Genomic DNA, 18185 nt, shown 5'->3' with positions numbered 1-18185 from the left:
TTGGCGGGCGTGGCGCAAAGTGGTCTTCGTGCCCCGGACGCAGCGCAGCGCTTCTTCAGCGGTGCGCTGCAGAGCCGGGGCCCATGCGGCTTGCTGGGTCCCGGCTCTGCGGAGCGTCACCATAGCGCGTCGAAGACGCGCGTAAACGCGCTTTAGGTGCCGCACCGCGTCCGGGACACGAGACCTATTTCCGCGCCACCACCGCGGCCAGCGTCACGGCCAGCCAGCTCGCGATCATCACCGTCCCGCCCGTCGGCGCTGCGTATGGAAACAGCGAGTGCCCGGCATATTGCCGCAAGGTGAGGTCGCCCGCGAACAGCACGGCGCCGATCACGAAGCCGAATGCACCGATGAGGCCAATTCCGCCGTGCAGAAGGCCGCGCGCCAGCAGGGCGACAGCTGCAAGTATGGCAGTTGCATGAAACAGCAGCATCGCGCTGGCCGAGGCCAGCCGGCTCGCATCGCCGCCATGCGCCGAGGCGGCGGCCAGCGCGACGCCGGCGGCGCCCATCAAACCGGCAAGTCCGATCAGCAGGCGCTGCGCCACCATCACGTAGCGCGCTCTTCCAGCAGTTTCGCCATCGCGGCGCGCAAGCTCTCCATGCCGGTCGAGCTGCGTGACGAGGTCGCGAGCACGTTCGGGAACGCGGCCGGATGCCTGGCCAGCGCCGCCTCGGTTTCGGCGATGCGCGATTGCAGCTCGGAGGCCTTCACCTGGTCGGCCTTGGTCAGCACGATCTGGTAGCTGACCGCGGAGCGGTCGAGCGTCTTGAGGACCTCGAGGTCGACCTCCTTGAGGCCATGCCGCGCGTCGATCAGCACGTAGACGCGCGCAAGCGAGGCGCGTCCCAGCAGGAATTTGTGGATCAGCTCGGTCCAGGACGCCACCTGGCTCTTGGGCGCCTTGGCATAGCCGTAGCCGGGCATGTCGACCAGGCGCAGGTCGGTCTTGCCGGGGACCTCGAAGAAGATCAGCTCCTGGGTGCGTCCCGGCGTATGCGAGGTGCGCGCCAGCGCGTTGCGCCCCGTCAGCGCGTTGATCAGGCTCGACTTGCCGACATTGGAGCGCCCGGCAAAGGCGACCTCCAGCCCCGCCATCGGCGGCAGCGTCTGGATCGAGGGCGAGGCCCAGATGAACTGCCAGTCGCGCGCGAACAGCTTCCGCCCGGCCTCGATCAGCTTGTCGTCTGATTTATCGGTCATCTGGAAAGTCTATCCTCGCGTCTTGGCCGGGCAAAAGCGCGAAGCGCGTCTTCCCATTCAAATGTCCCGGCCATCCACGTCTGTCTGCGCGGTACCCTCCAAAACGTGGATGCCCGGGACAAGCCCGGGCATGACGCTGTGGAGGCATTTGCGCCCGCATGACCGGGCACGCTTCGTGTGCAGCTACGTCGCCTTCTTCGCGAACGTCGCCTTGAGATTATCGAACAGCTCCACCTTCACCCCGTTGCGGCGCATGATGTAGCTCTGCTGGATCACCGAGAGCAGGTTGTTCCAGGCCCAGTAGATCACGAGGCCCGCCGGGAAGCCCGCCAGCATGAAGGTGAAGATCAGCGGCATCCAGTTGAAGATGATCTGCTGCGTCGGGTCCGGCGGTGTCGGGTTCAGCTTCATCTGGAACCACATCGTGATGCCCATGATGATCGGCCAGATGCCGAGCGCGAGGTAATGGCCGAACACCGGGATCGTGGTCGGATCGAACGGGATCAGCCCGAACAGGTTGAACAGGTTGGTCGGATCCGGCGCTGAGAGGTCCTTGATCCAGCCGTAGAACGGCGCGTGCCGCATCTCGATGGTGACGAACAGCACCTTGTAGAGCGAGAAGAACACCGGGATCTGGATCAGCACGGGGAGACAGCCGGCGACCGGATTGATCTTCTCCTTGCGGTAGATCTCCATCATCTCCTGCTGCTGCTTCACCTTGTCGTCGGGATAACGCTCCTTGAGCGCCTGCAGCTGCGGCTGAACCGACTTCATCTTCGCCATCGAGGCGTAGGACTTGTTCGCCAGCGGGAAGAACAGCAGCTTCACGATCACGGTCACGAGCAGGATCGAGATGCCGAAATTGCCGAAGAAGCGGTAGAAGAAGTCGAGGCCGAGGAACATCGGCTTGGTGATGAAGTAGAACCAGCCCCAGTCGATCAAGAGATCGAAATGGTTCAGCCCCAGCTCCTTGTTGTAGCCGCCGAGGCCGGCGAACGGGAACACGCCGACCACGCCGGCTTCCTTGGCGCCGGCGAACAGCCGCGCGTTCGCAGTCGCAGTGCCGCCGATCGCGACGGTGACGGGGTCGAGCAGATAATCGGTCTGGTAGGTGTGGACGTTGCCGGATGGGTTCGACGAGAAGCGCGCCTGCAGCTGGGCATTGGTATCCGGCAACAGCGCCGAGGCCCAGTACTTGTCGGTGATGCCGAGCCAGCCGTTGGTGACCTTGAAGTCCACCTTCTTGCTTTCGTCGATCTTCTTGTAGGCATATTCCTGCAGGCCCTGGTCGCCGAGATAGCCGATCAGGCCTTCATGCAGGATGTAGTAGCCGGAGACCTGCGGCGCACCGTGGCGCGAGATCAGCGCGAACGGATAGAGCGTAACCGGCGCATTGCCGACATTGCTCACCTCGTCCTTGATGGTGAAGAGATAATGGTCGTCGACCGCAATGGTGCGGCGGAAGGTGAGACCATCGCCATTCTCCCATTTCAGCACCACCGGCGTCGTCGGCGTCAGGCTGCCGCTGCCGTCCTGCTGCCAGACGGTCTGGGCGTCAGGCATCTTCGCCGTCACACCCGTCGCCGCCACCCAGCCGAATTCGGCGTAATAGGGCTCCGCGGTGCCCGAGGGCGAATAGAGGATGATCGGCGGCGACTTCGGATCGACCGTTTCGCGGAATTGCACCAGCGCGATGTCGTCGATGCGGCCGCCCTTCAGCGCGATGCTGCCGGCAATCCGCGGCGTGTCGATCTTCACGCGCGGGCTGGCTGCAATCGCGGCCTCACGCGCCACCACGGGCTGGGCCTGCTGGTTCGCGCCCGGCGTTGCCGGCTGAGCGGCGTTGCCCGGCTGCTGCGGCGCCGCGCCCGGCGTCGCGGAGGCCGACGGCTGCGGCGTGGTCTTCTGGAGCTCGGCCTGCGTCTGCTGCTGGGCGCGCTGCTTCTCCATCGCCGGCACATTGTAGAAATACTGCCAGGCGATCAGGACGAGGCCCGACAGAATGACGGCGAGGATGGTATTGCGATTGTCGGTCATCTCTGGGGTCTCGTCATCATTCCGGTTTGCGGCTGGCAGCAGGAGCGGGGCGGGGCCCGGTACGGTCAGTCCTCGGGCTGCGTCCATTCGCAGGTCCCTTGGCCGTATGCCGCGCCGGCTTCGTGAACGCCATGCGCAGATCGTCGAGCATGGTGGCGAAGTCGCGCGAGAGCGCGCCGCTTCGTCCGACCAGGACATAATCATGATGGGGCTGCATCGACACCGGATCGAGCCGCTTCACCAGTTCGCGAAGCCGGCGCCGGATACGATTGCGCGCGGGGGCGTTGCCGTTCTTTTTGGTAACGGTGAAGCCGATCCGGATCGGGCCGCCGTCATCGCGGGGGCGGCTTTGCAGGACGAACGCGGGACTGTTCACCCGCGCGCCATTGGCAACGGCGAGGAAATCCGCCCGCTGCCTCAGCCGATCCATGATGAAATCCCGGAAAAGGGGGTCCGGCTCAGGCGCTCAGACGCTTGCGGCCGCGAGCGCGGCGGGCGGCGAGAACCTTGCGGCCGCCGGCAGTGGCGAGACGGGCACGGAAGCCGTGACGGCGCTTGCGCACCAGTTTGCTGGGTTGATAAGTCCGCTTCACGGGTTTTTCTCCGCTGACCGGGCAATTTGCCTGTAGAATTGATGGTAAAGTCCCGAAGATGCGGCCCAAAACGGGCCGTTTCCGGCCCCAAGAGAGCCGCTCCCGGTGTCGCACCGGGTCATCGCGGACAATTTGGCCGGCTTATAAGCGAGCGCCTTGTTTTCGTCAACGCCGCACAAGCGCACGATTCCGGTGAATATCGCTGTTTGTGCGGGGTTTTTAACCCTTGAGGTGGCGACTCGCGATATCAGCGCTTACATCCCACCTCGGCAGATTAGCGATCCGTAATTTGACCGGACCGAGGTCGGGCCGCATCTTCATACTGCCAATCCTTCATCCGCCAAAGGCGAGGGCGACTTTCGTGGCAACGACAGACCTCCAGCCGGTCCAGGATCAGGATCAGCCGGACCCGCCGGCGATGCGCCCCCGTGGGACGCGCGGGCTCGGGCTGTCAGGCAAGCTGTTGCTGCTCACCGTCCCCCTGGTGATGATCGCGGCCGTGCTGCTCTATGTGCCCGCCATTGCCAACTTCTGGGTCAACCGGCTCAACGACCGCGTCGCCGCCGCCAACACGGCGGCGCTGGTGCTGGATGCGGCGCCGCTCGGCATGGTTCCCGATTCGCTGTCGCGCCAGATCCTGAAAAGCATCAATGCCCGCGCCGTCGCCATCAAGATGGGCCAGCAGCGCCGATTGCTCGCCAGCGACAACATTCCGGCCGCCATCGAGCATGACATCGACCTGCGCGACATGACGGCCTGGGACGCGATCACCGGCTCGTTCCGGATGATGCTGGAGACCGGCAATCAGGCCATCCGCATCGTCGGCCCCGGCGTCGGCACGGCCCAGTTCATCGAGATCGTGACCGACGAATTGCCGCTGCGGCAGCAGATGTACCGGTTCTCCCGCAACGTCGTGGTGGTCGCGCTGATCATCGCCGCGCTGACCGCGGGCCTCGTCTATCTGGCGCTTCATTATCTCTTCGTCCGCCCGATGCGGCGGCTGACCGCGAGCCTGGTCGGCTTCCACGAGAACCCCGAAAGCTCGGCGGGGATCATCGTGCCGAGCCAGCGCAGCGACGAGATCGGGGTCGCCGAGCGCGAATTGTCGGACATGCAGCGCGATTTGATGTCGATGCTGCATCAGAAAAGCCGGCTCGCCGCCCTTGGCCTGGCCGTGTCCAAGATCAACCACGATCTGCGCAATCTGCTGGCCTCGGCCCAGCTGCTGTCGGATCAGCTCGCCAGCGTGCCGGATCCGCGGGTGCAGCGCTTTGCGCCAAAGCTGGTGCGCTCGCTCGAGCGTGCCATCGCCTTCTGCCAGTCGACGCTGTCCTACGGCCGCGCCCAGGAGGCCGCACCGGACCGCCGCATGATCCTGATCGAGCCTGTGGTGCTGGAGGTGCGGGAGACCGCGGGCCTCGCCTCCGACGCCTCGATCGCCTGGGTCGCCGCGATCGATCGCGGGCTTGCGGTCGATGCCGATCCCGATCAGCTGTTCCGGGTGCTGCTCAACCTCGTCCGCAACGCCGCCCAGGCGCTGGAAAGTCACGCCTCCGGCGAGGGCGGGGTGCAGCAGATCCGGATCACGGGAAAACGCGAGGGTGCTGTCGCAATTCTCGAGGTTTCCGACACCGGCCCCGGTGTCCCCCAGAAGACCCGGGAGCACCTGTTCGAGGCGTTCCAGACCTCCGGCCGCCCCGGCGGCAGCGGCCTTGGCCTCGCCATCGCCGCCGAGCTGGTCCGCGCCCATGGCGGCGACATCCACCTGGTCGAAGGCACCATCGGCGCCACCTTCCGTATCGTCATCCCCGACCGCCCCGTCGAGCTCCTCTCCATCCGCAACGAGCGGCAGAGGGCGTAAGTCGGCCAAAGGCCGAGTTCTTCCGTCATTGCAGGGTCTGGAGCACTCATCTATCCGTCATTCCGGGGCGCGACGAAGTCGCGGGCCCGGAATCCATAGCCGCCAGCCGGGGTTATGGATTTCGGGCCTGGCCCATTGGGCCATCCCGGAATGACACCGACCCCGTCATTTCCTTGCAAAATCTCCCCATCCCGGACCTTGCCAATCGGGGCAAGAGCGGTTAGTCAGAGCGCTCTTTCGCACCCCTCCGGCGCTGTCCGGAGGCTGCCTGCGGGCTTAGGTCCGCACTGTTCGCGAAAAACGCGCCCGTAGCTCAGCTGGATAGAGCATCAGACTACGAATCTGAGGGTCGGACGTTCGAATCGTTCCGGGCGCGCCATTCTTCGCCGAAAGGTCAGGACCTAGCAGCATCTGGTCGCCAGACGGGCCCGAGACCGGATGGCGATGCCGTGTGAGGAGCGGAATGAAGATATCGCAGGCGTTCAAGTTCGAGGCGGCGCATCGGCTGCCGAACGTGCCCGAGACCCATCGATGCCGCCGGCTGCACGGTCATTCCTACCGGGTCGAGGTCCAGCTGGACGGGCCGGTCGATCCGCACACCGGCTTCGTCGCGGATTTCTTCGACATCGAAAAATGCTTCGCCGACATCCTGGGCGCGCTGGATCACCACTGCCTGAACGAGGTCAAAGGCCTCGAGAACCCCACCGCCGAGAATATTGCGATCTGGATCTGGGACCGGTTGAAGCCGAGCCTTCGACAGCTGTCGGCGGTCCGGGTCTATGAAACGGCGGATTGCTGGGCCGAATATAACGGGCAGTGACGACGGCCCTGCGCTGACTTGGCCGGGCCATCGGCTCGATAGAGCATCAGGCGACGGATCTGAGGGGCGGACGTTCGAATTGTTCCGGGCGCGCCGTTTCGGTAGTAAGTACGTCCCATGCGTACCATCGATCGCCTGTTCTCCTGCCTCGTTCTGTTCCTTGCAATCGCAGCCGTCCCGGTGCTTCCCGCGCGCGCGGCCGAAACCTGCCCGTTCATCAGCGCCCAGGAGCTCGCCCGTGCGATGCCGGCGCTCAAATGGTCACTGATTTCAAATCAGGACGGCCGCGGCTGCATCTACCAGGCCGGGCGCGGCGACACGATGATGCTCTCCGTGTTCCGCAATCCCGACAAGGACCGCGCCAGGGAATTGTACGCGACCTTCGTCAAGACGCTTGGCGAGCGCATGCCGCTCAACGCAGTCGCGGGGATCGGCGACGAAGGCCAGGGCGGAACGAGCGCGGCCGGCGCCGAGCGCCAGGAAGCCTCGGTCGTCGCCTTGTCAGGCGATTACATTCTACAGATCACCGTCTATCCGATCGGCCGGCGCGCTGATGAAGCGCTGCTCGGGCCGGTCACCGAAGCCGCGCGCGTGGCCATAGACAGCGTGAACAAGAGCAGCGAACGGTTCGGCAATTGCGAGTGGCTCACGGCCGCGGATGCCGACGGCTTTCTCGACAAGAGTACCCTTACGGTGCAGCGGACCGGCGCGGGCAGCTGCATGATGTTCGATCGTGAGGCCAACACCATGACCGTCGCGGTGATCGCGACCTCGCGCGACACCGCCATCGGCATGATGAAACGCGCAGGCCCCTGCAAGCACACGGCGATACAAGAGCTCGGCAGTGAAGCGTTCGGCGAGTATTCCTGCACCAAGGGCAACGGCAACGCCGTCACCATCTATGTCTGGAAGAACGGCAGGCAGGCTTCGATCCTGTTCGCGCCGGTCAAGCCGCATCCGGAGTCCGGCTCGGTCGAGCGCCTGAAGATGGTCGCGGGGCGGGTCTATGGCAAACTGTAACGGCGCCGTTGCTGGCGCAAGCGGCCCGTAGCTCGGCTGGATCGAGCGTCGGAATCTGCAGGATGGACGTTCGAAGCGTTCCGGACGCGCAGTTTGCGATTCCACGTCAGAGCACGCTGCCGTCTCCCGAGGCCCGCGAGCTCTCTCTGAAATGCCACGAGCCTACTCTTTGCCTTCGTCGCTGACGGGTGGGACGTGGCGCCGAAAGTCCATTCTGTCGTGAAGGATGCGCACGATTTCGATCGTGCTGTCCGGCGCGGCCCGATACATCAGGAAATGGCTTCCGCGACGGCCATGCCGCGCCACGTGAAGCGTGCGAAGGTTTGCCATGATCTCGTCTCGGGGCCTGGAGCCCGCAACATTGGGACCGTCGGCAAGCTCGCCCATCGTTTGAACAAGGGTATCGCGATAGATTCGAGATTGTCGCGCGCCAAAATTCTCGGTGGTCCATCTGAGGATGTTGGCGAAGTCGACCTCTGCAGCTGCGCCGAGACGAACGCGCCATCTCCGCCCGGCCATGACGGCTATTCGGCGGTTCGGGAGATGATCTTCTCCGAGAGATCGTTCAGATAAGTTTGCAGGTCCTCGACACTTGCAAATTCCTTGAAGTCTCCCTGGTCCAATGCCCCGACGCCGGCGCGCGCCGCGGCCCGCAGGGCTTTCAGCTTGCCTGCATCTTCCGCCTCGCGTTGCTCCACGAGCCGCAACCCGTCGCGCAGCACCTCGCTGGCATTCTGGTAGCGGCCAGACTTGACGAGGGTCTCAAGGAGCTCTTCCTGACGCTCTGTCAGCACGACGTTTCGGGTGGGCATCGGCATTTCCCTGTTGCTCAAAGCCAGGCTACCTATGGCATATTATGCCATGGGCGTGTGATCTCCTCAACCCAGCACCTCCTTGCACTTGGCCGCGAAGGCGTTGAGATACGCGCCGATCTCGCTGGCCAGCGCCTCGGACCGATCGACATTCTGCAGGCTCATGTTGAGCGCGTAGACCGGAAGCCCGGCCAGCACGATGGGCGTGGCAACGGCGAGAACGCCGGGTTGCCACGACACCGCGCAATAGCCGTTGCGTTCGACCGAGCGTATCGATGTCCTGACGTCCGCAAGCAGCGCCTTCGTGGCCGCAGTGCTGCGCCGCTTGAACAGTTTCAGCAATCGCTCGCGCTCGGCCTCGGCAATGCCGGCCAGATAAGCGCGACCGAGCGACGTCAACTCCATCGGGACCTGCTGGCCGGCGACCACGTTCCGCAGTGCCGCGCGCGGGCTGTAGCGGATCGACTCCAGATAAACCATCATGGTGCGATCCGCGGTCGCGAGCCCCACGTTGAGCCGGCGCTTGGCCGATTCGGCCCGCATCATCGGTCCGATCGCGTTGAGCACCGGTGATCCCGTCCGCATCGCGTGACCGATGCTGATGACGGATGCGGCAAGCCGGTAGGTCCGCTGGTTACGGACCTCGTCGAGCATCCCGGAATTGACCAGCGTTCGCGTCAGCCGGCTGACGGTCGATCGCGGCAATCCTGTTCGCTCCGAAATCTCGCCGTTGCCAAGCGTGTCGACGCCGGGCCAGAACGACCGGAGGATCTCGATGCCCCGTTCGAGTGAGCGGTTGCCGTCAACCCCGCCCGCATATCTGCGTACCTGCGGCACATCAGCCTCCGCTCAGCGTTTCCACTAAGTGGAATTAGGGGGATGTTACGGCGGGCGCAAGCCGCTATCAGCCCAGGGAAGAAGAACGCCCGGCCGTGCTGGGGCTCAACGAGGAAACGGCACGGCCTGAAATCGGCATTCGACATCCGCAATGCGTCGCGGCGATCGATCCGACTCCAGCCAGGGAGCTTGCAATGTCCTATCAGCTCATCGAATTTTCCGTCGAGGCCGGTGTCGCGACGATTGCATTCAACCGGCCGGACCGGCGCAACGCCATGAGCGACGACATGCGTTCAGAGTTCGTCGGTGCGCTCGAAACCGTGGCTCGCGACAAAGCGATCAAGGCCCTGGTGCTGACGGGGCGCGGCAGTGCGTTCTGCGCCGGCGGCGACATCAGCGGAATGAAGCGCCGGCTCGCGGCGCCGCAGGGCGAAGTTGCATTCAACGGATGGAGCCGTCAGCAGGGCGTGCATCACGTGCAATCGTTCCTGCTCGGGCTGCCGAAGCCGACGATCGCCGCCGTCAACGGCGCTGCGGCGGGCCTCGGTGCGGACACCGCGCTGGCCTGCGACTTCGTCATGGGCACGGAGCGATCGAAGTTCACCTGGTCCTACATCAAGCGCGGCTTGATCCCCGACGGCGGCGGCCTGTATTTCCTGCCGCGCCGGGTCGGGCTTCCCAAGGCGAAGGAGCTGATCTTCACCGGACGCGTCGTCGAGGCCGACGAAGCGCTCGCGCTCGGCATCGTCGATCGCAAGGTGACCTCGAGCGAGCTCCTGTCGGCCGCGCAGGCCTGGGCGGTCGAACTGGCTCAGGGCTCTCCCACCGCGTTGGCGTTGGGCAAGAAGATCCTGAACGAGACGTTCGAGCATTCCGCGCACGACATTTTCAGTCTCGGCAGCCAGGCGCAGGCCATCTGCTACACCAGCGCGGAGCATCGCGACGCCGTGACGGCGTTCCTTGCGCAATCCGCGTCGAAGGATTGAGCCATGGATGCGATCGAACGCCTGATCCGGCCGCGTAGCGTCGCTGTCATCGGTGCATCGGCGGACCCGAGCAAGACGTCGGGGCGCCCGGTGTCCTATCTCCGGAAGCATGGCTTTGCGGGTGCGATCTATCCCGTCAATCCGAAGGTCGCGGACATCGGCGGTCTGACCTGCTACCCCGACGTCGCCTCGCTGCCCGATGTGCCTGATGTCGGTCTTGTCCTGCTTGGCGCCGAGCGCGCGCACATCGCGGTGCGCGAATTGTCCGAGCGGGGGGCTGCCGCCGCGATCGTTCTCGCCAGCGGTTTCACCGAAGCCGGGGCGGAAGGCGCCGCGCGCCAGCAACAGCTCATGCAAGCCGCCGGCTCCATGCGGATCCTCGGGCCGAACACGATCGGCCTCGTCAACCTCACCGACAATATCGTGCTGTCGGCGTCGGGCGCGCTGGCGATGGTTGACTTCCCGGCGGGATCCATCGGGTTGATCTCGCAGAGCGGGGGCATTCTCGGAGCCTTGCTGTCGCGCGCTGCGGCGCGCGGGGTCGGGCTGTCGAAGCTGGTGTCGACCAGCAACGAAGCCGATCTCGAACTCGCTGATTTCATCGACTTTCTCGCCGGCGACAGCGCAACCAGCGTCATTGCGCTCTATGTCGAGGCGATCCGCAATCCATCTCGCTTTCGCGAGTCGGTTCTGAAAGCGCGACGCGCCGGCAAGTCAATCGTCGCTTTCAAGATCGGACGATCGGAGGCAGGCGCACAAGCGGCCGTCTCGCACACCGGCGCGCTTGCCGGCTCGGACCGCATGTATGACGCCTTGTTCAGGCAACTCGGCGTGATCCGCGCCAGGACGTTCGAAGACCTGCTCGATATTCCCGCAGCCCTTGGCGCGGGATGGAAGCTGTCCGGCCGGCGTGTTGCGATCCTCACCTCGACCGGCGGCGCCGGCACGATCGTATCAGACAGTCTCGGCGTCGCCGGCTTTGCAACGCCCGCCCCCGACCCTGAGACTGCCGCGCAATTGCGCGCCCTGCAGTCGGGTCCGCAAGCCAATCTCGATCGCAATCCGATCGATGTGACCCTGGCCGGTCTGCAGCCCGATCTGCTGCGCGCCGCCATCCGCATCCTGCTCGCAAGTCCCTCTTACGATGCGCTGGTCGTCATTGCCGGCTCGTCAGCCGTGGGATCGCCGGGCCTGATGGCCGACGCCATCCACGACTGCCTGCCGCTCAGCGACAAGCCCGTCATTGCCTATGTGAGCCCCTACGCGCCCAAGGTGGTTTCCGTCCTCACCCGCCGAGGCGTCCCGGCCTACACCTCCGCCGAGAGCTGCACGGCTGCGCTCGACGGGCTCTTGCGGGCCGGAGCGCCGGAGCAGGTCCAGACACCCACCTCGCCCCTGACGGCGGTCGATGTCAGCGACTTCCCGGCGGGATCGCTCGACGAAGCACAGGCCAAAGCGCTGTTCGCCCGCTTTGGTGTTCCGGTCGTGGCAGAGAAAGTGGTCGCGACGGCGCGCGAAGCCGAGCAGGCGGCGCGCGACCTCGGCGGCCGGGTCGTGCTCAAGATCCTCTCGCGCGAGATCGCGCACAAGAGCGATGTCGGCGGCGTCGCGGTCAACCTGACCGCCGAAGCCATCGGCAGCCGCCTGATGAAGATGGCGGACGAGGTCGAGGCCAAGGTCGGGACGCGGCCCGCCCAATTCCTGGTTCAGGAGATGATTTCAGGCGGCGTCGAGATCATTCTCGGAATGCATCGCGATCCCCTGGGAACGGCCATCCTCTTCGGAATGGGCGGCGTCACCGCCGAACTGTTCAAGGACACGACGATGCGCCTGCTGCCAACGGGTGCCGGCCTCAGCCATGCCGACGCCCTCGCGATGGCGCGCGATCTCGTCACATGGCCATTGCTGGACGGTTTTCGCGGCCGGCCGAAATGCGATGTCGAAGCGCTCGCGGAAGCGGTCGTCGCTTTCTCGCGCATGGTTGCGCAATTCGGCGATCACCTCGTCGAGGCCGAAATCAACCCGGTCTTCGTGCTGCCGGCGGGCCGGGGCGTGAAGGCAGCAGACGGATTGGTTGTTCTCGATGTCTGAACAAAATCGGATGGAGCTCCAGATGGCCAGCGGCGGAATCATCAATCACGACGGCGCGCGCAGGAAAGGCTTCGCCGTGCGGCGCTGGCTGAACCTCGCCATCCTCGCTTGTGCCGTCGTGCTGGCGGTCGCCGGGCTGGGCGCCTCGCCGGCGCGCGCGGAATATCCCGACAAGATCATCAAGATCGTGGTGCCCTTCGCAGCCGGCGGCGGGACCGACATCATGGCGCGAACGACGGCGCAGGAAATCCAGACGGATCTCGGCAAGTCCGTCATCATCGAGAACAAGCCGGGCGCCGGGACCATCATCGGGACCCAGACGGTGGCGACCAGCGAGCCCGACGGCTATTCGCTGCTGATGGCGACCTTCGCGCACGCGGTCAATCCGAGCCTGTACAAGAAGCTGCCGTTCGATCCGCACGAGGATTTCGCGGCGGTCTCGCTGATCGCGCGATCCTTCAATATCGTCGTCGTCAACCCCGCATCCAAGATCAACTCGATCTCCGATTTGATCACTGAAGCCAAGGCCAATCCCGGCAAGCTCAATTTCGGGACGTTCGGCACCGGCACCTCGGCCCATCTCGCGGGCGAGCTTTTCAATGCGATGGCGAAGGTCAAGATGACGGCGGTGCCCTACAAGGGCGCGGCGCCTGCGATCAGCGATCTCTTAGGCGGACAGATCGACGTGATGTTCACCACGGTGGCGAGCGCGGCGTCGCTGGTGGCTGCAGGCCAGCTCCGGGCGCTGGCTGTCACGTCAGCCGAACGTTCGGCGGCATTTCCGCAATTGCCTGCTGTCGCCGAGGCCGGAGTGCCCGGCTACGCCGCCGAATCCTGGTACGGATTGTACGCTCCGGCCAAGACGCCCGCTCCGGTGATTGCGCGTCTCAATCAGGCCATCGCAAAGGCGGTTCAGTCCGGCGCTTTCAAGAAGCTGGAGGCCAACGAAGGCCTCATCATGGTCGGCGGCGCTCCGGAACAGCTCGATCGCTATGTCGCGCAGGAGGAGGAACGCTGGCGCAAGCTGATCAAGGATGCCAACATCGAGGTGCAGTAGGACAGCAGGAGGGTGCCTGCGCATTGCGAAACATTGCGCAAGCACGCTCCGCTTCTATCTGGCCTCGCTAGAGTGTTCTGCTCGGTCGGATGACAGCCCTCATTCGGAGACGGCCAGAACGGTCAGCCCCCTGGTGCGCTTGTCCGGCGTCTCGAACTCGATCCGCTGCCCCACCGAGAGGCCGATCAGGGCCGCGCCAACAGGCGTCAGAATCGAGACCCGGTTGAGTTCGATGTTCGCCTCGTGCGGATAGACCAGCACGATCTCCCGGCTGGCACCTTTCTCGTCATCGCGATAGGTTACTTTGGAGCCCATCCTGACTACGCCGCGCAAATCGTTCTCTGCGGCGACCGACGCGCGCTCCAGTTCGCGCGCCAGAAACTGCGCGACACGGGGAAACAGATCCATGGTCGAATTCGCCAGCGAGCTGAGACGTCGCGATTCGTCTTCCGTGATCTTGATCGGCGGCAACGCCGGCTGGTCTCGCCGAATCTCGGTTTCGAAGTTGTGCATTTGATGTCTCCTATGCTGCAGTTGGTCCGGGATCGTCATCGCGCGGCTTGCTGCGCCGATGAGCCCGGAAGAGCGGGACGACGTTGGGGCTTGATTGGGTGACGTTCTGAACCCTGACGACGTTCAGGCAGCCGGCGAGGATGTATGGCATTTGGTCGCCGACCTGCAGGCCGATCAAGGCTGCCCCCAATGGTGTCAGGACCGAAATGCGGGCGGGATCCGACCAACACTCCTCGGGCCAGGCCAATTGCACGATGCGACGCGGAACGCCCCAGTTCGTGCAACAGGTGACCCATGATCCCACGGTCACGCGCGAACGGAGATCGTCCCAATCGTTCGGCACGATGTCGGCGCGGTTGATCTCACTTATGAGGAATATCCCGTCCAGGTCGCCTTTTTGGGCGGCAAGGCGGGCAAGCCGTTCGAGTCGCGGATAGTCCGATGCGGCGAGCGCGATTTTTGGAAGAGGCAGCACGGCACACTCCTTCTGCTTCAAGACGACCTCTCAGGGCGAGGTCACGAAAGCTGGAAAAGAGCCCGGACGGCGCAAGCACCGTCCGGCTAACCGCCTGCTTGGAGGCGGCCGGCGTGAAGACCAAAGCGCGCGGTGCGCGCATCTATGTCGACGACATATGCCATGACATCCTGACTATAGTGATTCATTTCACGGCGACCATTGCGGCGAAACCGCACAGCCGCGGGCGGTTGGATCATTGCATCAGGCAGCGGTTGAGCGGCGATGTGAGCTTCGTTTTACGTTCACCGCAGGCCCTGTTCGTCGATCAAAATGCGGTGGATCTCGATGCGCTCCGGCAGCTCGATCAGGAATTCCGCGTCGCGCGCGAGATGATGGACCTTGGTCGGCTCGCCCTTGGTGAAGGCCGTCATGGCCGCGATGTCCGTCCAATAGGAGATGGTCGTGAACCACGTCTCCTCGTCGCGGTCCTCGCGCAATTGCTGCACACCGAGCGCGGTCCCTAGCAGCGGCGGAATGCCCTCGGCTTGCAGATAAGCCTGGTAGGCATCAGCGACGTCGCGGCGGGTGCGACCGCGCCAGATGCGAGCGATGGTCGGCCTGGTCGGCATGGCGGACTCCCTTTCAGGCGAACGCCGTGCTTCGCAGTCTCGTTCCATGCGTCTTCCTGTCGCTGCCGGCGACAGAATCTGATGCCGGCTGCCGGCGCGGCCGCCCTGCAGGAACTCCCCATCATTGATCTGAAGCAATGATGATCTCGACCACCAATGCTAGAACGACTCGCAAGTCGCGACTCAGGGCTCCCCAGCCAGTCGCGGCAATCGCAGCGCGTGTTGGAATCTGAGGGCTCAATGGGACGACTACTGAATATCGTGACGCCGCTGCATACGGCGACGAAGCGCGACTACATGGGCCGCATGAATGACGACAAGATCGGCTGCTCGCTGAAAGCGCGGGAATACGAGGCCGACTATTGGGACGGCGACCGCCGCTTCGGCTATGGCGGCTACCGCTTCATCGAGGGGCGCTGGGCGCCGGTCGCCAAGGCGCTGATCGAGACCTATGGCCTGAAGAACGGCTCCAGCGTGCTCGACGTCGGCTGCGGCAAGGGCTTTCTGCTGTACGAGATGCAGAAGATCCTGCCGGGTTTGAAGGTCGTCGGCTTCGATATCTCCAAGCACGGCCTCGAAAATGCACACGAGCAGGTGAAGCCCTACCTCTTCAACTATCGCGCCCAGGACATCTACCCCTATGGCGACGACAGTTTCGATCTCGTCATCTCGCTCGGCACCCTGCACAATCTTCGGCTGTACGAGCTCGAAGCGGCGCTCAAGGAGGTCGAGCGGGTCGGCAAGAACAAATACGTCATGGTCGAGGGCTACCGGAACGTCGCCGAATTGCACAACCTCGAATGCTGGGCGCTGACGGCGGAGTCGATCCTGCATACGTCGGAATGGATCTGGCTCTACGGCAAGCTCGGTTACACCGGCGATTACGAATTCATCTATTTCGAGTGATCGGCGCTCCTCATGGACATCAAGACTGCCAAGGCGGCCATTCTCGTCGAATCCGGCAAGCCGCTGATCGTCGACGAGTTCACCTTGCCCGACAGGCTCGAACACGGCCAGGTGCTCGCGCACGTGCACACGTCGAGCATCTGCGGCGCGCAGATCAACGAGATCGACGCCGTCAAAGGCGTCGACAAATTCCTGCCGCACCTGTTGGGGCATGAAGCGCTCGCCACGATCGTCGAAACCGGACCCGGCGTCGTCTCCTGCAAGCAGGGCGACACCGTCGTCATGCATTGGCGGCCCGGCAAGGGCATCCAGTCCAATACGCCGGCCTATTCCTGGCGCGGCAAGCGCCTCAATGCGGGCTGGGTCACCACCTTCAATGAATATGCCGTGGTTTCGGAGAACCGTGTCACGCCCGTTCCCGCCTCGATCGACCGCACCAGCGCGCCGCTGCTCGGCTGCGCGGTGACGACCGCACTCGGCGTCGTCAACAACGACGCGCAGATCGCCATCGGCGAAGCCGTCGTCGTGTTCGGCGTCGGCGGCGTCGGGTTGAACATCGTGCAATTCGCCGCGATGGTCGGCGCCTATCCGGTCATTGCGATCGACCGCCTCGACAACAAGCTGGCGATGGCGAAGGATTTCGGCGCCACCCACACCATCAACTCCGAAGCGGTCAAGGATGTCGCTGCCGCGGTTCGCGCCATCACCGGTTCGGACGGGCCCGACAAGGTGGTAGAGACGACGGGCGTCAAGAATCTGATCGAGCTCGCCTACGAGATCACGGCCAAGAAAGGCCGTTGCATCCTGGTCGGCGTTCCCCGCGAGAAGGCCGAGATCTACACGCTGCCGTTACATTTCGAGAAGGTGCTGAAGGGCTCGGAAGGCGGGCAGTGCCAGCCGGCGCGCGATATCCCGCGTCTCGTTCGCCTGAGCGATGCCGGCAAGGTGAGCTACCGCGGGATCGTGACCCACGAGTTCGCGCTCGACGACGTCAACGACGCGCTGGATTTGATGCGCAGCGGCACATCGGGGCGGATCCTGCTGAACATCAGCTGAGCGCGGCGGCGACGACGCCGACAACATGCCGACGCTGGCGCTGCAGCAGCCAGGCTGCGATCGCCATGTTCACGATGTTCCAGGCGATGCCGTTGACCAGCGCCGAAGCGTAAGAGCCGGTCCAGTCGTAGATCGCGCCGGCCATCCACGCCCCCAGCGCCATGCCGGCGAGCGTGACCGAGATGGCGAGGCTGACGCGAAAGCCGGCTTCCCGCGCCGGGAACAGCTCACGGACGATCACCGCATAGCTCGGCACGATGCCGCCCTGCGCCAGGCCGAAAATGGCGGATACGACGTAGAGTGAGACCAGCCCGTTGAACGGCAGATAGAGCGCGAGTGCCATGGCCTGCATCGCCGAGCCCAGCAGCAAGGTCGGCAGGCCGCCGATGCGGTTCAGCAGCCAGCCGAAAACAAAGCGGCTCGCCACGCTGAAGCCGAGCATGACCGCCAGCATTTCGGCACCGCGCGCAGAGCCGTAGCCGAGGTCGCCGCAATAGGCGACCAGATGGACCTGCGGCATCGCCATGGCGACGCAGCAGCAGATGCCGGCTAACGCCAGCAGGCCCTGGGTGACGGAAGGGGGCAGGCCGATGGTCTGCATCGTGCTGCCGCTGCCCGCCGCTTCGCGTGCTGCCATGCGGACGACGGGTCGCCGCAGCAAAACCAGAGACAGCGGCAGCATCGTCGCCAGGCAGAACAGGCCGATGCCGATATGGGTCTGCCGCCAGCCATACGCGGCGATGGCGTGCTGGACGATCGGTGGCCAGACCACGCCGGCCAGAGAGCTGCCGGCCATCGCCAGGGAAATGGCAAGGCCGCGGTGCTTGTCGAACCACAGCGAGACGTCGGCGACCAAAGGCGCGAAGCTGGCCGCGCCGCCGAGGCCGATCGTGAGACCTGAGATCAGCGCAAACACGAACAGGCTTGGTGCGAAGGCGGTGAGGACGTAGCCGAGACTCATCAGGACCGTGCCCCCGGCCAGCGGCGGCAGGATGCCGAAGCGATCTGTCAGGCGGCCGATAACGATGCCGCCGATCATGAAGCCGATGATGGCGAGCGTGTAGGGCAGCGTTGCCTCGGCGCGGGGCGCGTTGAAATCGGCCTGCACCGCCGGCAATGCCACGACCAGCGACCACATACCGACGCAGCCCAGGGTGCTGAGTGCCATGGAGACGGTGAGGCGAATCCAGGAATAGAAGTTTTCGATCGACGGCGTTTCGGGTGGCACTGCGACAGGTTTCCTCGGGCTGGGCTAGGATCGGCCCTGGGGTATCGCTCGCCGTCAGCGGCGACAAAGCAGGATTTCT

At 64.6% G+C, this 18185-nt stretch carries 20 protein-coding genes and 1 tRNA gene; 9 read left to right on the top strand and 12 right to left on the bottom strand.

Annotation, left to right across the window (positions count from 1 at the left end):
• Nucleotides 1-184: 184 nt before the first annotated feature.
• The 5 genes from XI03_RS17425 to rpmH all read right to left on the bottom strand — a co-directional run bounded on the left by XI03_RS17425 (nucleotide 185) and on the right by rpmH (nucleotide 3833).
• Complete coding sequence (locus XI03_RS17425; protein WP_038974805.1) at nucleotides 185-550, bottom strand: DUF423 domain-containing protein; 366 nt, start codon at nucleotides 548-550, stop codon at nucleotides 185-187.
• A complete protein-coding gene (gene yihA / locus XI03_RS17420; protein ID WP_028140830.1) occupies nucleotides 550-1203 on the bottom strand; it encodes a ribosome biogenesis GTP-binding protein YihA/YsxC in 654 nt (217 codons plus the stop codon). The genes XI03_RS17425 and yihA overlap by 1 nt, the downstream gene beginning before the upstream one ends.
• Nucleotides 1204-1386: 183 nt before the next feature.
• Nucleotides 1387-3240, bottom strand: a complete 1854-nt coding sequence (gene yidC / locus XI03_RS17415; RefSeq protein ID WP_152102277.1) for a membrane protein insertase YidC — start codon at nucleotides 3238-3240, stop codon at nucleotides 1387-1389.
• 16 nt (nucleotides 3241-3256) lie between these two features.
• The gene (rnpA, locus tag XI03_RS17410; protein ID WP_028140828.1) at nucleotides 3257-3670 is read right to left on the bottom strand and encodes a ribonuclease P protein component; all 414 of its coding nucleotides are present in this window, start codon (nucleotides 3668-3670) and stop codon (nucleotides 3257-3259) included.
• Nucleotides 3671-3698: 28 nt separating this feature from the next.
• A complete protein-coding gene (rpmH, locus tag XI03_RS17405; protein ID WP_008542748.1) occupies nucleotides 3699-3833 on the bottom strand; it encodes a 50S ribosomal protein L34 in 135 nt (44 codons plus the stop codon).
• A 361-nt stretch (nucleotides 3834-4194) separates the two neighbouring features.
• On the opposite strand from rpmH, the gene XI03_RS17400 reads away from it, so the two are divergent.
• The 4 genes from XI03_RS17400 to XI03_RS17385 all read left to right on the top strand — a co-directional run bounded on the left by XI03_RS17400 (nucleotide 4195) and on the right by XI03_RS17385 (nucleotide 7534).
• Nucleotides 4195-5694 (top strand): ATP-binding protein, encoded by a 1500-nt coding sequence (locus XI03_RS17400; RefSeq protein ID WP_038947352.1) that lies wholly within the window; start codon nucleotides 4195-4197, stop codon nucleotides 5692-5694.
• 302 nt (nucleotides 5695-5996) lie between these two features.
• Nucleotides 5997-6073: transfer RNA gene (locus XI03_RS17395), tRNA-Arg, on the top strand.
• An 84-nt stretch (nucleotides 6074-6157) separates the two neighbouring features.
• The gene (gene queD / locus XI03_RS17390; protein ID WP_028140825.1) at nucleotides 6158-6514 is read left to right on the top strand and encodes a 6-carboxytetrahydropterin synthase QueD; all 357 of its coding nucleotides are present in this window, start codon (nucleotides 6158-6160) and stop codon (nucleotides 6512-6514) included.
• Nucleotides 6515-6631: 117 nt separating this feature from the next.
• Nucleotides 6632-7534, top strand: a complete 903-nt coding sequence (locus XI03_RS17385; protein WP_271592784.1) for a hypothetical protein — start codon at nucleotides 6632-6634, stop codon at nucleotides 7532-7534.
• A gap of 162 nt (nucleotides 7535-7696) precedes the next feature.
• Here the strand turns inward: XI03_RS17385 and XI03_RS17380 are convergent, their stop codons facing one another.
• From XI03_RS17380 to XI03_RS17370, 3 genes are all read right to left on the bottom strand, one after another.
• Complete coding sequence (locus tag XI03_RS17380) at nucleotides 7697-8053, bottom strand: type II toxin-antitoxin system RelE/ParE family toxin (protein WP_271592783.1); 357 nt, start codon at nucleotides 8051-8053, stop codon at nucleotides 7697-7699.
• Nucleotides 8054-8058: 5 nt separating this feature from the next.
• On the bottom strand, nucleotides 8059-8346 hold the full coding sequence (locus tag XI03_RS17375; RefSeq protein ID WP_271592782.1) for a type II toxin-antitoxin system ParD family antitoxin: 288 nt from the start codon (nucleotides 8344-8346) through the stop codon (nucleotides 8059-8061).
• 66 nt (nucleotides 8347-8412) lie between these two features.
• Nucleotides 8413-9183, bottom strand: coding sequence for an IclR family transcriptional regulator (locus tag XI03_RS17370; RefSeq protein ID WP_271592781.1), 771 nt, complete (start codon nucleotides 9181-9183; stop codon nucleotides 8413-8415).
• 194 nt (nucleotides 9184-9377) lie between these two features.
• Between XI03_RS17370 and XI03_RS17365 the strand changes: the two genes are divergently transcribed.
• Genes XI03_RS17365 through XI03_RS17355 form a run of 3 tightly spaced genes read left to right on the top strand, consistent with a single transcriptional unit; the run spans nucleotide 9378 to nucleotide 13317 of the window.
• A complete protein-coding gene (locus XI03_RS17365; RefSeq protein WP_271592780.1) occupies nucleotides 9378-10169 on the top strand; it encodes an enoyl-CoA hydratase/isomerase family protein in 792 nt (263 codons plus the stop codon).
• A 3-nt stretch (nucleotides 10170-10172) separates the two neighbouring features.
• Nucleotides 10173-12260, top strand: coding sequence for an acetate--CoA ligase family protein (locus XI03_RS17360; protein ID WP_271592779.1), 2088 nt, complete (start codon nucleotides 10173-10175; stop codon nucleotides 12258-12260).
• Between the two features lie 22 nt (nucleotides 12261-12282).
• The gene (locus XI03_RS17355) at nucleotides 12283-13317 is read left to right on the top strand and encodes a tripartite tricarboxylate transporter substrate binding protein (protein ID WP_442869722.1); all 1035 of its coding nucleotides are present in this window, start codon (nucleotides 12283-12285) and stop codon (nucleotides 13315-13317) included.
• Between the two features lie 99 nt (nucleotides 13318-13416).
• Here XI03_RS17355 and rnk read toward each other — a convergent pair whose 3' ends face one another.
• From rnk to XI03_RS17340, 3 genes are all read right to left on the bottom strand, one after another.
• Entirely contained in the window at nucleotides 13417-13830 is a 414-nt protein-coding gene (gene rnk, locus XI03_RS17350) for a nucleoside diphosphate kinase regulator (RefSeq protein ID WP_095425076.1), read from the bottom strand.
• Nucleotides 13831-13840: 10 nt separating this feature from the next.
• On the bottom strand, nucleotides 13841-14305 hold the full coding sequence (locus XI03_RS17345) for a GreA/GreB family elongation factor (protein ID WP_271592777.1): 465 nt from the start codon (nucleotides 14303-14305) through the stop codon (nucleotides 13841-13843).
• A gap of 284 nt (nucleotides 14306-14589) precedes the next feature.
• Nucleotides 14590-14916, bottom strand: a complete 327-nt coding sequence (locus tag XI03_RS17340; protein ID WP_212475055.1) for a hypothetical protein — start codon at nucleotides 14914-14916, stop codon at nucleotides 14590-14592.
• A 240-nt stretch (nucleotides 14917-15156) separates the two neighbouring features.
• Here XI03_RS17340 and XI03_RS17335 point away from each other — a divergent pair, with 240 nt between their 5' ends.
• Nucleotides 15157-15822 carry a class I SAM-dependent methyltransferase gene (locus tag XI03_RS17335; protein ID WP_028140817.1) on the top strand — a complete coding sequence of 222 codons (666 nt, stop codon included), beginning with the start codon at nucleotides 15157-15159 and terminating at the stop codon, nucleotides 15820-15822.
• 12 nt (nucleotides 15823-15834) lie between these two features.
• Nucleotides 15835-16878, top strand: coding sequence for a zinc-binding dehydrogenase (locus XI03_RS17330; RefSeq protein ID WP_038947359.1), 1044 nt, complete (start codon nucleotides 15835-15837; stop codon nucleotides 16876-16878).
• Here XI03_RS17330 and XI03_RS17325 read toward each other — a convergent pair.
• Complete coding sequence (locus XI03_RS17325; protein ID WP_271592820.1) at nucleotides 16871-18046, bottom strand: MFS transporter; 1176 nt, start codon at nucleotides 18044-18046, stop codon at nucleotides 16871-16873. The genes XI03_RS17330 and XI03_RS17325 overlap by 8 nt on opposite strands.
• Nucleotides 18047-18185: the final 139 nt, after the last annotated feature.

Source organism: Bradyrhizobium sp. CCBAU 65884, from assembly GCF_028128835.1.
GTDB classification, from domain to species: Bacteria; Pseudomonadota; Alphaproteobacteria; order Rhizobiales; family Xanthobacteraceae; genus Bradyrhizobium; species Bradyrhizobium ottawaense.
This window is presented reverse-complemented; position numbering and strand designations above follow the sequence as displayed.

Excerpts from the sequence above, each read along its gene's own strand:
- XI03_RS17380 (WP_271592783.1), bottom strand. The coding sequence starts at position 8,053 with ATGGCCGGGCGGAGATGGCGCGTTCGTCTCGGCGCAGCTGCAGAGGTC.
- XI03_RS17425 (WP_038974805.1), bottom strand. The coding sequence starts at position 550 with ATGGTGGCGCAGCGCCTGCTGATCGGACTTGCCGGTTTGATGGGCGCC.
- queD (WP_028140825.1), top strand. The coding sequence starts at position 6,158 with ATGAAGATATCGCAGGCGTTCAAGTTCGAGGCGGCGCATCGGCTGCCG.
- XI03_RS17335 (WP_028140817.1), top strand. The coding sequence starts at position 15,157 with ATGGGACGACTACTGAATATCGTGACGCCGCTGCATACGGCGACGAAG.
- yidC (WP_152102277.1), bottom strand. The coding sequence starts at position 3,240 with ATGACCGACAATCGCAATACCATCCTCGCCGTCATTCTGTCGGGCCTC.
- yihA (WP_028140830.1), bottom strand. The coding sequence starts at position 1,203 with ATGACCGATAAATCAGACGACAAGCTGATCGAGGCCGGGCGGAAGCTG.
- rnk (WP_095425076.1), bottom strand. The coding sequence starts at position 13,830 with ATGCACAACTTCGAAACCGAGATTCGGCGAGACCAGCCGGCGTTGCCG.
- XI03_RS17330 (WP_038947359.1), top strand. The coding sequence starts at position 15,835 with ATGGACATCAAGACTGCCAAGGCGGCCATTCTCGTCGAATCCGGCAAG.
- rnpA (WP_028140828.1), bottom strand. The coding sequence starts at position 3,670 with ATGGATCGGCTGAGGCAGCGGGCGGATTTCCTCGCCGTTGCCAATGGC.
- XI03_RS17385 (WP_271592784.1), top strand. The coding sequence starts at position 6,632 with ATGCGTACCATCGATCGCCTGTTCTCCTGCCTCGTTCTGTTCCTTGCA.
- XI03_RS17360 (WP_271592779.1), top strand. The coding sequence starts at position 10,173 with ATGGATGCGATCGAACGCCTGATCCGGCCGCGTAGCGTCGCTGTCATC.
- XI03_RS17355 (WP_442869722.1), top strand. The coding sequence starts at position 12,283 with ATGGCCAGCGGCGGAATCATCAATCACGACGGCGCGCGCAGGAAAGGC.
- XI03_RS17365 (WP_271592780.1), top strand. The coding sequence starts at position 9,378 with ATGTCCTATCAGCTCATCGAATTTTCCGTCGAGGCCGGTGTCGCGACG.
- XI03_RS17325 (WP_271592820.1), bottom strand. The coding sequence starts at position 18,046 with ATGGCACTCAGCACCCTGGGCTGCGTCGGTATGTGGTCGCTGGTCGTG.
- XI03_RS17375 (WP_271592782.1), bottom strand. The coding sequence starts at position 8,346 with ATGCCCACCCGAAACGTCGTGCTGACAGAGCGTCAGGAAGAGCTCCTT.
- XI03_RS17340 (WP_212475055.1), bottom strand. The coding sequence starts at position 14,916 with ATGCCGACCAGGCCGACCATCGCTCGCATCTGGCGCGGTCGCACCCGC.